Here is a 12,527-nt window from a genome sequence, read left to right as displayed (position 1 = left end):
TTTGCGTTCATGACAACGCTTTTCGAAATTCCGTCCGCCGCAGACGCCGTGGCGCCGAAGCCCTCGCTCGCCGGCATGACGCGCGCCGAACTGATGGCCGCGCTCGCCGAAGCGGGCGTGCCCGCGAACCAGGCCAAGATGCGCGCCGCGCAGCTCTGGAACTGGATCTATGCGCGCGGCGCGACGGATTTCATGGCGCTGTCCAACATCGCGAAATCCCTTCGCGCGGAACTCGACGCCCGCTTTACGCTGGCGCGGCCCGAGATCGCCGCCGAGCAGATTTCGGAAGACGGCACGCGCAAATGGCTGCTGCGCCTCGCGCCGTCGCATCCGGCCGAAAGCCCGCCGGAAATCGAGACCGTCTACATCCCCGAGCCGGATCGCGGCACGCTGTGCATTTCAAGCCAGGTCGGCTGCACGCTGAACTGCTCCTTCTGCCACACGGGGACGCAGCGTCTCGTCCGCAATCTCACGGCGGCGGAGATCGTCGGGCAGATCCTCGTCGCGCGCGATCGTGTGGGCGACTGGCCGGACGCCGAGGGCCCCGCCGACCGGCACGGCATCCCCGAGTCCGAGCGCAAGATCACGAACATCGTGTTGATGGGCATGGGCGAGCCGCTCTACAATTTCGACAACGTGAAGGCCGCAGTCGGTGTGACGACAGACCCGGACGCGCTGTCCTTCTCGAAGCGGCGGCTGACGCTGTCCACGTCGGGCGTCGTGCCGATGATGCACCGCGCGGGCGACGAAATGGGTGTGATGCTGGCCATCTCGCTCCACGCCGTCCGCGACGACCTGCGCGACGAACTCGTGCCGATCAATCGCAAATATCCGCTGAAGGAATTGCTCGCCGCCTGCCGCGCCTATCCCGGCCTGTCGAACGCGCGGCGCATGACGTTTGAATATGTGATGCTGAAGGGCGTGAACGATTCCGTCGCCGAGGCGAAGGAACTGGTGCGGTTGCTCAAGGGCATCCCGTCGAAAATCAACCTGATTCCGTTCAATCCGTGGCCGGGCACCGCTTACGAATGCTCGGACTGGGCGCAGATCGAGCGCTTCGCCGATGTGGTGAACCGCGCAGGCTATGCGAGCCCGATCCGCACACCGCGCGGCCGCGACATCATGGCGGCCTGCGGGCAGCTCAAATCGGCGAGCGAGAAACTGCGGGCGAGCGCACGGCGCGGCGAGGCGGCAGCGCCTGCCGTCGACGCAGCGGTGTGAGTGGGCTGCAACATGCCTCGCCCGAGCTTCAAACGGGCTCAACAAATTCGGGGCGCCGACGCTCAAGGCCGGCATGGACAAACAGGGCAACGATGAGCATAGGACATTTCTTTCGCGTGCTGTTCGCCATCGTGCTGTCCGGCGTCATCGGCTGGATTTCGCTCGTCGCTCTCCATGCGGTGAAGCTTGTGAAAGAGGTCGAGCGGCTTCAGGCCGCGGCGCCCGACGAGACCTTCATCCTCGACGCGAATTTCGAAAACGCGATCCTCGCGCTTCAGGGTGGCGGTGCGGTGGTGCTGGCGGCAGCCATTGCGGGCGTGCTGCTCGGCGAAGTGCTGCGGTCGCGGTCGCTGTTGTTCTATGCGGGCGCGACGGGAGCGCTTTCCGTGGTACTCGCGGGTGCGTTCTGGCGGGTTGAGCTGTCCTCGCTCACGTCGCCGGTGTCGGCCGCACTGGTGATGGCGGGTTGCATAGCGGGCACGATCTATTGGCTGATCGCGGGCTATTCGGGCCCTGCGCGCTAAGCGGTGAAGACACTGCCTGCCCAAACTGCGGCATCGTAAACGCAATCCTACCAAAATCGCATACAAACGACCGATTTTAACCTCAGCGTGGCCATATTGCCTCATTAAATGAGAGGCTGGGTAAGTTGAGTAGGGGCGTTTGTCATGGGCGACTCGTGGCGTAATATTCTCGAAAGAGCGGCGACCAATCTCGCGGTGGATCTCGATCCGGCTGCGCCGCCACCTCAATACGAGCCACGGCCGTCGTCCTCGCTGTCGCGACCGGCGGTTCAGGCGTATCGGTCGTTCGAGGAAAGCCGCGCGGCTTTGGAGCGCGAGCTTGCCATGGTTTCGGCATCCATTCCGACGGCTTACGTCCAGACCGCACGTGCGCAGCGCGTGGAGCCCGGCCCAATCGGCGAAAGCGCCGCGCCCGTCCGATCAGCCCCCATTATACGGCCCATCGCCGTGCAACCGCCGAAGGCGGAATCGCGCCGGGCGAAGCGCGGACGTGCGTGGAGGAATGTCGCGGCGGTTTCCATCTCCAGTGCTGTGGTGGTTGCGTCCGGCTATGTGCTCGTCGGCTATTTCAAGGCGGGCGAAATCGCGCTGCCACAGATGCCGCGTGTGGAGAAGGCTTTCAACGTCGAGGTGCGCCCGGAGATCTTCGCGCAGCAGCCTTCCACAATACAGGCGAGCGCGGTGTTACCGGATGTCGAATCCGAGCCGGAATTGAACCGCGGCACGGAGGATGCCCTGATGGAGCGCGGCCTGAACCAGCTTGCGCAGGGCGACGGCGCGGGCGGCCGCGCGGTTCTGGAGGTGCTCGCCAGATACGGCAGCGTGCGCGGCGCGCTCGCGCTCGCACAAACCTACGATCCGGCGAATGTGAGGCATCGCCCGGACTGGGGCCTCGCGGCGGATGTCGAGCGTGCGCGCGAATGGTATCGGAAGGCGGCCGATCTCGGCAGCGTCAATGCCTATCAGCGCCTGAAGGAACTGGACCGCTCCAACCAGTCCAGCATGGCGAGGCGATCGAACCCGGTGTAACACTTCCCGGCTTTTGCAGCGTCATGCCGCAAATCGGAGGCGGCACGGCGCTGGACAGCACATGCCGATCGGTCGCCCGCGTCAAATCGGGTCCGATTGACGCGGGCCGATGGATTTCGATCAGCCTCGACATACCAATCCACATCGCCGGGGCCGAAGACCGTCGTCGTTGCGCAACGTTCCGTAATGCCGTATCCACACAGCCGCGCCGCCGCTCGGCATCGGGGGAAGGGTCATGGTGTTGCTTGCGGTCGTCTTTGTCGCGGGGCTTTGGGCGGGCGTTCAGAACGCACTCGCGGGCGGCGGTTCGTTCGTCACGCTTCCCGCGCTCATACTTGCCGGACAAACGCCGCTCGCCGCAAACATCACATCCACCGTTGCGCTGTTTCCGGGGCAGGTGACGTCCGGCCTCGCGGGAAGAAAGCTCGTCTCCGGCCTCGAAGGGCTGCCCTTCCGGGTGCTGTTCGCAATCAGCATAATCGGCGGCGCGCTCGGCGGACTGCTGCTTCTCAACACGCCGGAGCGCGTGTTCGCGGAACTCGTGCCATGGCTCGTGCTCTTCGCCACCGCCGTCTTCACCTGGGGGAGCTTCTTCCGCAAGAAGGGCGCGGAGCCGACGCATATCGGCCCCATACCGGCGGCTTTTGCGCAATTCTGCATCGCGATCTACGGCGGCTATTTCGGCGGCGGCATCGGCATCCTGATGATGGCGGCGCTGACGCTCGCAGGCATGGGCACGCGCAACGCGGGCGCGACGAAAAACGTGCTTGCCGGCGTCATGAACGCGTCCGCCGTGGCCCTGTTCGTGACGTCGCCGCAGGTGGATTGGCGTCTTGCGGTTTCGCTCGGAATTGGCGCGATCATCGGCGGCCTTCTGGGCGCATGGGCGTTGCATCGCGTGAACGAGACGCTGCTGCGCATCGCCATCGTCTGCATCGGACTCGCGCTGACGGTCGCGCTGTTCGTTAAGCCTGTTTAAGGCTTATCCTCCTTCGACGGAAATCAGGCGGCGCATTACCGTGGAAAGCCGGACAAGCCGGCAATTCCTCACAGGCGCCGCAGGAAAAGGTCGGAGCCCGCGATTCCGTTGAAGATCGATTGCACGGCAATCGCGGAGAGCAGCACGCCGAAAAGCCGCGTGACGACCTTTTGCGCTGTCATGCCGATCCGCTCGCGAAGCTCCTGAGCGGCGAGCAGCAACAGGAAGGTGATCGCCATGACGGCGAACAGGGCGATGATGATCGCGACCTGAAGATGGGGCTGGCCGCTCGCATTTGCCATCAGCACCATCGCGCCCGACATGGCGCCGGGGCCGGCGAGGATGGGCATCGCCAGCGGGAAAACCGCGATCTCGTCCGGCGTCTTGATGCGGGCCTCGTCGCTTTCCGGCATGGTGATGGTACTGCCCGCGATGGTCGTCTCGAAAATCATGTCGAGCGCAATGAGGCCGAGAATGATGCCGCCCGCCGTCTGGAGAGCAGGCAGGGTGACGCCCAGCGCTTCGAGGATTTCCGAGCCCACGAGAGCAAAGAAAAGAAGGATGCCGGTCGCGATGCCGACGGCCTTGACAGAAACCTCGACGCGTTCGGAACGGCTGAATTTCGGGGAAATCGAGGCAAACAGCACCGCGGCTTCAACCGGACCGATGGTTGCGAAGAACAACGCGAATGCGGAGAGCGCGATCTCGAACATTCGCTCTTGGTAGCAGGCAAGACTTGGTGAAGCGTCAACGGGATCGCTTCATTGCAGCGAGGTCCAAGCGCGTTTGGAAAAGTGTGAAGCGATTTTCCGACAAGACGCGCGCCACAAAACAAAAGATGGAGCCCGCTTCTGATCAAAAGCGGATGCTTCTAACGCTGGATTTCTTCCGTCCAGACCTGGAAAGTGGAAAGCGTGCCGGGACCAAAAATCTGGGTCAAGGGCACGTCGGCGGCGTCTCTCCCTTGCGCGATCAGAATGCGCCCGAACCGGACGGCGTTGTTGCGCGGATCGAATGTGTACCAGCGCCCGCCCAGATAGACCTCCATCCAGGCAGCGAAGTCCATCGGCGCGTATGGGGGCGGCAGCCCGATGTCGCTCACGTAGCCGGTGCAGTAACGCGCGGGGATGTTGAGGCACCGGCAGAAAGTGATTGCCAGATGGGCGAAGTCCCGGCAGACGCCGCGCCGCTCTGCGTAGGCTTGCGCGGCGGTGCGGGTGGAGCGGGCATGTTCGTAGCCGAACGAAAGATGGTTATGCACAAAATCGCAAACCGCCTGCACACGCGGCCATCCGAGCGGCTGATGCTTGAAAAGCCGCCAGGCCTCCTCCGACAGGACGTCGGTCTCGCAATAGCGGCTGCCGAGAAGAAACTGGAGCGTATCGGCAGGCAAGTGCTCGACCTGATGCTGCAAGGCATTCAGGTCCACCGGATCGGATGCGCCGCTATCGCGGATCACGGCATCGGTCTTGAGCGTGAAGCGCCCGGCGGGAGCGACAACCCGAGTGCACCAATTACCGAAACTGTCGCGATACCCTTCTGTGGGCGCGGCCGGGGTCGTTGTGAGACAATCCGGGCGTTCGAGATCGGAAAAGCGAGAGTAGTGCACGTTGAGAAGGGCAATGATCGGCGTCGGCTGAGGAAAGTCGAATGTCAGTTCACTGCCAACGTGAATGCGCATGAGCGCTCCTTGCGTAAGTGCGCGGAGATAATGTCCGTGCCGCCAGCTGCGGGGCGGCGCCGTAAGGATCACTCGGACGCGGTTTGCACATGACCGCGTTTCTTTCAGCCTGCTACCACGCTTACATGGGATGGCCGCGGCGAATTACAGCAAAAATCGCCCCCCCGCTCCCTAAGTCAAAGCGCAGGCCGATCTAAAGCCCCAGTTCCTCGCGCAGGATTTCGAGTTCGAGCCAGCGGTTTTCCGCCTCGGTCAATTCGGCCTGCGCCTTCGCGAGCGCAGCGGTCGCCTGATCGAACGCCTTGCGGTCCTTCGTGTAGAGGTTCGGGTCGGCAAGCTTTACCTGAAGCGTGCCGATCTCTTTTTCGAGCGCCGTCATCTTCGCGGGCAGCGTTTCGAGCGCATGCTTCTCGTTGAAGCTGAGCTTGCGCTTCGGCTTCGGCTGATCGCCGCCGGACGCCGCGGCCTTCGGCTTCGCTTCCTGCGCGGGCCTCGTCTTCGCGGGCTCGGCGCCGAAACCGCGCCCGCCGCGCTGCGCGAGCATGTCGGAGTAGCCGCCCGCATATTCGATCCACTGGCCGTTGCCTTCAGGGCAGATCATCGACGTCGCGACGCGGTCGAGAAAGTCGCGGTCGTGGCTGACGAGCATGATGGTGCCGCCGTAATCGTCCAGCAGTTCTTCGAGGACGTCGAGCGTTTCGAGGTCGAGGTCGTTCGTCGGTTCGTCGAGCACAAGCAGGTTCGACGGCTTCGCGAAAGCGCGGGCGAGCATCAGCCGCGCGCGCTCTCCGCCCGAGAGCACCTTCAGCGGCGAGCGCACCTGCTCCGGCAGAAACAGGAAGTCCTGCATGTAGGAGGCGACGTGGCGAGCCGCACCGTTCACCACCACGAGGTCGCCATGCCCTCCCGTCAGCGCGTCGGCGACGGTCATGTCGGGCTTGAGGCTGTCGCGGTTCTGCTCCAGCGCGGCGATTTCGAGATTGGTGCCGAGGCGCACCGCGCCTTCGTCGGGTTCCAGCGCGCCGATCAGCATCTTGAGCAGCGTCGTCTTGCCCGCGCCGTTCGGTCCCGCGAGGCCGATGCGCGCGCCGCGCATGACGCGCGTGGAGAATTTCTCGACCACGGGCTTGTCGCCGCCGAAGGACTTCGAGACGCCCTCCGCCTCGATCACGAGCTTGCCGGATTGCGCGCCCTCGGCCGCTTCGAGCCTTGCTGCGCCGGGCGCCCGTCGTGCCGTGCGAAGCTCGTTGCGCAATGCGTGCAGCGCGCCGAGGCGGCGGACATTGCGCTTCCTTCGCGCGGTGACGCCGTAGCGCAGCCAGTCCGCCTCGCGCTCGATCTTGCGCGCGAGCTTGTGCCGGTCGAGTTCTTCCTGCGCCAGAAATTCGTCTCGCCAGTCCTCGAACTTGCCGAAGCCGAAGTCGAGCGTTCGCGTGGTGCCGCGATCCACCCACACGGTCGAGCGCGACAGGTTGGTGAGGAAGCGCCGGTCGTGGCTGATGATGACGAGCGCGGCTTTCATCGCGGCGAGGCGCTTTTCGAGCCACTCGATCACCTGAATATCGAGGTGGTTTGTCGGCTCGTCGAGCAGCATCACGTCGGGGTTCGCCGCAAGGATGCGGGCAAGCGCCGCGCGGCGGGCTTCGCCGCCCGAGAGCGTGCCGGGCGCTTCCTCGCCGGTAAGGTCGAGTTCGCCGAGGAGCAGCCGCGCCTGATAATGATCGTCCGTCGGGCCGAGACCGCTTTCCACGTAGGACAGCACCGTGGCGTGCTCGCCGAAATCCGGCTCCTGCGGCAGGTATCGCATGATCGCGCCGGGCTGCGCGAAGCGGCTGCCGCCGTCCGGCTCGATCAAGCCCGCCGCAATCTTCATGAGCGTGGATTTGCCGGTGCCGTTGCGGCCCACGATCGCGATGCGGTCGCCCTCGGATACGACAAGGCTCGCGCCCTCGAAAAGCGGCGTGCCGCCGAAGGTCAGCTCGATGTTCTGAAGCGTGAGAAGCGGTGCGGCCATGTGCGGGGCGTTGGTTCCAGCTTGTTTGTGGTCCCCGCAGATTTGGACAGGAACGCCGCGCGATGCAATCTTTTCCGGCTAAATTCTCCTACGCCTCGTTTGCTCTCGCTGCATTCGCTGCGCGGCTTAAGCAGCAGGCCAATTCAACGGCAGCTTCGCCTAATGCGGCGTCAATGCTCGATGCACGATCGATATCTATGCGCAGCGTGCAATCGCCTAAGTTAGAAAAGACGACCTTATAGAAAATAGAAATATCAAAAAGTCGCTCGGAACCAGAGCCGTGAGTATTTCTAACGTCAATCTTATCGATCATTATACCAATATCGTCGTGGTCCATCATCATTTGCCTAAATGGACGCGGCCGGACATTGGTCCGGCCGTTAAACATCAAAAAACGGAAGCGGAGGCTTACAGCCCCACTTCCTTCACGCCTTCCGGCTCGCCGACAACCGTCACGATGAGGTTTTTCGGTTCGAGAAGCCGCTTCGCGACGCGCTTCACGTCGTCGACCGTCACGGCTTCGATCTCGCCGTTGCGGCGCTCGATGTAATCGGCGCCCAGTCCGTCGAGCTGGATCGCGAGAAGCTGCGCCGCGATCTTTCCGCTGGTGTCGAAACGCAGCGCATAGGAGCCGATGAGATAGTCCTTCGCCTGCCGAAGCTCGGCGTCGGTCAGGCCCTCCTTCGACACGCGCTCAAGCTCTGCGCGGATGAGGTCGAGGGACTGCGCCACACTCTTGTTTTCCGTCGCGACGCCGCCGGCGAAGATGCCCGCGTGGTCGAGCGGATAGAGATAGGTGTAGACGCCATAAGCGAGGCCGCGCTTCTCGCGCACCTCCTGCATCAGCTTCGACGAGAAGCCGCCGCCGCCGACGACATAATTCAGGATGAACGCCGGGATGAAGTCGGGATCCTTGCGCTTCAAGCCCTGGAAACCGAACTGCACGACGGACTGCGGATTGGGCATCGCCACGACACGCTGTCTGGCGACATTCGCAAGCGTCACCTCGGGCACAAGCTTGAGATCGCCCTTCTCGGGCAGGTCGCCGAAAACGGTGTCGAGCAGTTCGCCGAGCTGCTTCGCGTCGATATCGCCGACAACGGCCACCTTCAGATTATCGCGCGCGAAGATTCGCTTGCGGTAGGCTTTCAGATCGTCGGGCGTGATGGCCTGAATGCTGTCCACCGTGCCGTTCGACGAGCGGCCGTAGGGATGGCTGCCGAAAGCGAGCTTGTACCACTCGATGGAGCTGATCTTGTCCGGGTCTTTCTCCTCCAGCCGGAGATTGGCCAGAAGCTGTTCGCGGATGCGGTTGGCGTCCTCCGCGTCGAAATGCGGATCGGTCAAGGCCGCGCGCAGAAGCTTGACGGCTTCCTCGCGGTTTTGCGTCAGCGTCTGGAACGAGCCGGAAAAGTTGTCGTAGTTCGCGCTGAAGGACATCTTCGCGGCGAGTTCTTCGAGGCGCCTCTGGAAGCCCTGCGAATCGAGATCCCCCGCGCCTTCATCCAGCATGCCCGAAACGAAGGTCGCGACGCCCGACTTGCCGTCGGGGTCCTGCGTCGAGCCGCCCTTGAAGGCGAACTGAAGGCTGAGTATCGGACGGCTGTGATCTTCCACAAGCCAGGCTTCGATACCTTTCTTGCTGACAACGTTTTGAATCTGCATGGCACTCGCTGGCAGGACTGCTCCGAAAAGGAGCGAGATAAACAGGGCTGATGCGGCGAGCGACGTCAACAGTCGGTTGCCGGAAATCGTGGGGCTCATGTGGGTCTTCCGCTCCTTAATGCAACGTGCCGCCAGCGGAAGCCGGACGGGGATCGACCTTGGCCACCTGAGAAGGCTCCGGAATGAGATAGCCCGTGACAGAACGCTTACGCTTCAGGTACTTCGCTGCGACGGCCTGAACGTCTTCGCGCTTGACCTCCTTCAGGCGATCGGCGCGGGCTTCGACATCGTCCACAGTGCGGCCGGTGGCGAGGCTCCAGCCGTAAGTATGCGCGAGGCTCTGCTGGCTATCGGATGAGTAGATAAGGTTGGCGATTTCGCTTGTCTTGGCACGCGCCAGCTCTTCGTCGGTGACGCCATTGCGGATCACGTCATCGATCACGCCATCGATCGACGCCTCTATATCTTCGAGCTTGTTGTCGCCCGCAGCCACCGCGTAGAAGCCGAAGCGCCCATTGTCGAGCGCCAGCCCGCTGTACCAGGCGCTCGCCGCGGAGGCTTTTTTCTCTTCGCGCACGAGCTTGTTGTACAAGCGGCTCGTGTTGCTCGCACCGACGATACGAGCGAGCAACTGCAACGCCTCGGCTTCGCGGCCGGTGGCGGTGCTGAAGCTCGGCGCGGTGTAATAACGCTCAAGCGACGCCTTGCCGACGCGGCCGTCGCGCAGAAGCACGCGTTTTTCGGCAACCGGTTCCGGCTCGACCGGGCGCTTTCGCGTCGCACCGACAGCGGAGTTCGCCGGGATCTTGCCATAGGTTTCCTTGGCGAGTTCCACCACCTGCTCCGGCTCCACATCGCCCGTGACAACGAGGATCGCGTTATTCGGCGCATAAAACTTCTTGTAATGAGCGATCGCGTCCTCGCGGGTCAGGCCCTTCATCTCGGTTTCCCAGCCGATGACCGGCGTATGATAGGGGTGCGCCGTGTAGAGCGAGGCCATCATCTGCTCTTGCAGCAGCGACGAAGGATCATTGTCGACGCGGCTCCGGCGCTCTTCGAGAATGACCTTGCGCTCGGTGAGCACATCGTTCTCGGCGAGCTTGAGGTTCGCCATGCGGTCGGCTTCCATCTCCATCACCCTCGGAAGCTTGTCCTTGGCGACGCGCTGGAAATAGGCCGTGATGTCCTGTGCGGTGAAAGCGTTGTCCTGCCCGCCGAGGCGCGCAACGATTTTCGAGTATTCGCCGGCGGGGATCTTGTCGGTGCCCTTGAACATGAGATGTTCGAGGAAGTGCGCGATGCCCGACTTGCCTAGCGGTTCGTCCGCTGCGCCGACCTTGTACCATACCATATGCGTGACGACTGGCGCGCGGCGATCCGGGATAACCACGATTTCGAGGCCGTTATCCAGCGTGCCGTGATAGGCGAGTCGCGAGGGAGACGATGTTTGCGCTGCGGCGACGGTATCGAGGGGAGAAAGCGCTAAAGCCATGAGCAGGACACCAAGAAGTTTGATTTTGGTCAGTGTGCCCGATCCAGATGGGGTTGAACAGGGGCGCGTTCCATATGATGGAGCTTGAAACATCGGCAATCCGGCATCCTTCTGCAAAGAGTCGCTGGAGATATAGCTCTTTCCGGCGATGGCGCCAGTAGTGGTGCGGCGATTTCATGACGTCACGAGATGAAAGTGCTGCCGCAATCTAGAAACAAGATCGCCCGCTGACATATTACATTTTTGTCATGTGTCCGGTTTGCGTGGAGCGAGAGCCCTACACATCGCCCGACCGCGCAAGAATTTCGCGCGGGCCACGCCAATACATCAAGATCGCCGGAACGGGCACGCAATCGTGATCCCCCAGGCGTGATTCCCCGGCCGGGTTGTCACCGCTGTAGCAGGCCGGGCTTTCGCGGACATGTCTGCGAACTCGGCGTGCACGAGGTTTTGGTCCGGCAGTTCATATGCCGCGTGCGAACGCAAGCGTAGGCCGTACCATTGATGCACTGAGAGAAACGAACGGTTTTCGGAAGGCAAAAGCCGACACGAACAAGCTTATCGTCACTATCGTTAGGCGGCGCTTCCACTAGGAGGAGCGATGCCACCGGTATGACTGCCAATTTTAGCATGGATCTGGTCCTCTGAATTGCAGTGTACTTTTTATCGCAATTATCAGGTAACGCTCATTACTCTATTCAATGGCCAAGCGTTATGGCGGTAATCTTCAGTTAAGCCATGCACGCCTAGCCTGCCTTAACACGTTCCAACAATGAAGAGGCAATGTCCATGAAGACGTTAGCGCTTGCGGTCGCGGCTGTGTTCCTTCTGACCACAGCGGCTTCATTCAATGCCGATGCGGCGAGCCGAAATCAGAGCCAGCACAGCCAGTCTGGCAAGAGCCACCTGAACAAGGCAAAGAACAAGGCCGGTCAGCTCGGCAAGTCGAGCGATCGACGCGCCAAGGCCCGCACCAGCGGTCAGCGCAGCGGGCAATATGGCGGGCGCGGCTGATCCGATCCATGAGACTGAGCTTCGGCGGCCTCCCAGCCGAAGCTCACCCGAACTCACCAACGCGGGCATGTTCATGAAACTCATCGTCTTTGCGGCAATTCCTCTCTTTACGATCCTGGCAATTCCCGGCTCGGTCACGGCTCAAACGGGACAAGGGATCGACAATGCTCAGGCCTCGCGGCAGCTTTCACGCGCCCTGCAGAACCGGGCCAATCCCGTCAGGGATCGCTCGCAGGCTGCCAAACGGGCGACGCAGAAGCGCCAGCAGGCTCGCCTCAAGGCGCGCGCGCAGCAAATGAAACGGGAGCCGGCCAGCGGCGCACGGTATTAGGATTTCTTTTTGAGGGTGTCGACTTATGGGCCGGCGCCTTTCATTTTCCCTTTCGGACGACCGGCGCCCTGCCGGTCTTCGTCGCCTTCGAGACGACGTCGAAAATGAAACCGAGCGCATCCTCGATGTCCCGGTCGAAATCCGTCGGATACATTTCGGCGAGCGTGCGCGCCAAGGCCCATTTCATCGCAGCGAAGTGCTCGGTCTGAACGCCTGCGCAGGCGTGGCGCAACCCGAGATATTCAATCTCCGGCAGCGAGGCGCGGCCCGCTTCGGGGTCGACCGGCCATAGCTGACTCGACCGCGTCAACGCGATTGTGCTGCGCAACATCGAGGCGAATTGCAACTGTTGCGCCGCGAAGTCGCCCTTGAATAAAGAAGCCGCTTCCGGCACCGCCTCAAAAAAGCGATCGTACATCCGCGCAACGATTTCAGGTAAATCACCTTCAACGTTCGAGAAAAAATCTCGTAAAGCAGCTAGCTGGTTTGGCCCTATCAACGAAAACTCCACATACGGCTCGCGGCTTTTCAAAGCGGCGCAAGAATATGGGAAACACCGCTACCATGCAATTTGCTC

The 12,527-nt window shown here is 62.3% G+C and carries 13 protein-coding genes; 6 read left to right on the top strand and 7 right to left on the bottom strand.

Features of this window, described 5'->3' with window-relative positions; translation table 11 throughout:
* Positions 1-9 precede the first annotated feature (9 nt).
* The 4 genes from rlmN (at position 10) to QM659_RS09485 (ending at position 3,753) form a co-directional block, all read left to right on the top strand.
* Entirely contained in the window at positions 10-1,221 is a 1,212-nt protein-coding gene (gene rlmN, locus QM659_RS09500) for a 23S rRNA (adenine(2503)-C(2))-methyltransferase RlmN (RefSeq protein ID WP_415188250.1), read from the top strand.
* Between the two features lie 92 nt (positions 1,222-1,313).
* Complete coding sequence (locus QM659_RS09495; protein WP_415188234.1) at positions 1,314-1,745, top strand: hypothetical protein; 432 nt, start codon at positions 1,314-1,316, stop codon at positions 1,743-1,745.
* 144 nt (positions 1,746-1,889) lie between these two features.
* A complete protein-coding gene (locus QM659_RS09490) occupies positions 1,890-2,774 on the top strand; it encodes a hypothetical protein (RefSeq protein ID WP_415188233.1) in 885 nt (294 codons plus the stop codon).
* A 235-nt stretch (positions 2,775-3,009) separates the two neighbouring features.
* Entirely contained in the window at positions 3,010-3,753 is a 744-nt protein-coding gene (locus QM659_RS09485; RefSeq protein WP_415188232.1) for a sulfite exporter TauE/SafE family protein, read from the top strand.
* Positions 3,754-3,821: 68 nt separating this feature from the next.
* Here the strand turns inward: QM659_RS09485 and QM659_RS09480 are convergent, their stop codons facing one another.
* From QM659_RS09480 to QM659_RS09455, 6 genes are all read right to left on the bottom strand, one after another.
* Positions 3,822-4,466 (bottom strand): MarC family protein, encoded by a 645-nt coding sequence (locus QM659_RS09480; protein WP_303484134.1) that lies wholly within the window; start codon positions 4,464-4,466, stop codon positions 3,822-3,824.
* 158 nt (positions 4,467-4,624) lie between these two features.
* On the bottom strand, positions 4,625-5,434 hold the full coding sequence (locus tag QM659_RS09475) for a transglutaminase-like domain-containing protein (protein ID WP_415188231.1): 810 nt from the start codon (positions 5,432-5,434) through the stop codon (positions 4,625-4,627).
* Between the two features lie 193 nt (positions 5,435-5,627).
* Positions 5,628-7,448: an ABC-F family ATP-binding cassette domain-containing protein gene (locus QM659_RS09470; RefSeq protein ID WP_415188230.1), complete on the bottom strand. Its 1,821-nt coding sequence runs from the start codon at positions 7,446-7,448 to the stop codon at positions 5,628-5,630.
* Positions 7,449-7,536: 88 nt separating this feature from the next.
* Entirely contained in the window at positions 7,537-7,785 is a 249-nt protein-coding gene (locus QM659_RS09465; RefSeq protein ID WP_415188229.1) for a hypothetical protein, read from the bottom strand.
* Between the two features lie 71 nt (positions 7,786-7,856).
* Positions 7,857-9,113 carry a M16 family metallopeptidase gene (locus QM659_RS09460; protein WP_415188228.1) on the bottom strand — a complete coding sequence of 419 codons (1,257 nt, stop codon included), beginning with the start codon at positions 9,111-9,113 and terminating at the stop codon, positions 7,857-7,859.
* A gap of 115 nt (positions 9,114-9,228) precedes the next feature.
* Entirely contained in the window at positions 9,229-10,605 is a 1,377-nt protein-coding gene (locus QM659_RS09455; RefSeq protein ID WP_303484126.1) for a M16 family metallopeptidase, read from the bottom strand.
* A 789-nt stretch (positions 10,606-11,394) separates the two neighbouring features.
* Between QM659_RS09455 and QM659_RS09450 the strand changes: the two genes are divergently transcribed.
* Together QM659_RS09450 and QM659_RS09445 are read left to right on the top strand one after the other, a co-directional pair.
* Positions 11,395-11,619: a hypothetical protein gene (locus tag QM659_RS09450; protein ID WP_127077063.1), complete on the top strand. Its 225-nt coding sequence runs from the start codon at positions 11,395-11,397 to the stop codon at positions 11,617-11,619.
* Positions 11,620-11,692: 73 nt separating this feature from the next.
* On the top strand, positions 11,693-11,950 hold the full coding sequence (locus QM659_RS09445; protein WP_415188227.1) for a hypothetical protein: 258 nt from the start codon (positions 11,693-11,695) through the stop codon (positions 11,948-11,950).
* Positions 11,951-11,990: 40 nt separating this feature from the next.
* Here the strand turns inward: QM659_RS09445 and QM659_RS09440 are convergent, their stop codons facing one another.
* Positions 11,991-12,461 carry a globin domain-containing protein gene (locus tag QM659_RS09440; protein ID WP_415188226.1) on the bottom strand — a complete coding sequence of 157 codons (471 nt, stop codon included), beginning with the start codon at positions 12,459-12,461 and terminating at the stop codon, positions 11,991-11,993.
* Positions 12,462-12,527: the final 66 nt, after the last annotated feature.

The organism is Rhodomicrobium sp., assembly GCF_047605405.1.
GTDB lineage: Bacteria > Pseudomonadota > Alphaproteobacteria > Rhizobiales > Rhodomicrobiaceae > Rhodomicrobium > Rhodomicrobium lacus.
This window is presented reverse-complemented; position numbering and strand designations above follow the sequence as displayed.

Bases quoted from the DNA above. Each gene is read 5' to 3' on its own strand.
- rlmN (WP_415188250.1), top strand. From the start codon at position 10: ATGACAACGCTTTTCGAAATTCCGTCCGCCGCAGACGCCGTGGCGCCG.
- QM659_RS09495 (WP_415188234.1), top strand. From the start codon at position 1,314: ATGAGCATAGGACATTTCTTTCGCGTGCTGTTCGCCATCGTGCTGTCC.
- QM659_RS09490 (WP_415188233.1), top strand. From the start codon at position 1,890: ATGGGCGACTCGTGGCGTAATATTCTCGAAAGAGCGGCGACCAATCTC.
- QM659_RS09485 (WP_415188232.1), top strand. From the start codon at position 3,010: ATGGTGTTGCTTGCGGTCGTCTTTGTCGCGGGGCTTTGGGCGGGCGTT.
- QM659_RS09480 (WP_303484134.1), bottom strand. From the start codon at position 4,466: ATGTTCGAGATCGCGCTCTCCGCATTCGCGTTGTTCTTCGCAACCATC.
- QM659_RS09475 (WP_415188231.1), bottom strand. From the start codon at position 5,434: ATGCGCATTCACGTTGGCAGTGAACTGACATTCGACTTTCCTCAGCCG.
- QM659_RS09470 (WP_415188230.1), bottom strand. From the start codon at position 7,448: ATGGCCGCACCGCTTCTCACGCTTCAGAACATCGAGCTGACCTTCGGC.
- QM659_RS09465 (WP_415188229.1), bottom strand. From the start codon at position 7,785: ATGGACCACGACGATATTGGTATAATGATCGATAAGATTGACGTTAGA.
- QM659_RS09460 (WP_415188228.1), bottom strand. From the start codon at position 9,113: ATGCAGATTCAAAACGTTGTCAGCAAGAAAGGTATCGAAGCCTGGCTT.
- QM659_RS09455 (WP_303484126.1), bottom strand. From the start codon at position 10,605: ATGGCTTTAGCGCTTTCTCCCCTCGATACCGTCGCCGCAGCGCAAACA.
- QM659_RS09450 (WP_127077063.1), top strand. From the start codon at position 11,395: ATGAAGACGTTAGCGCTTGCGGTCGCGGCTGTGTTCCTTCTGACCACA.
- QM659_RS09445 (WP_415188227.1), top strand. From the start codon at position 11,693: ATGAAACTCATCGTCTTTGCGGCAATTCCTCTCTTTACGATCCTGGCA.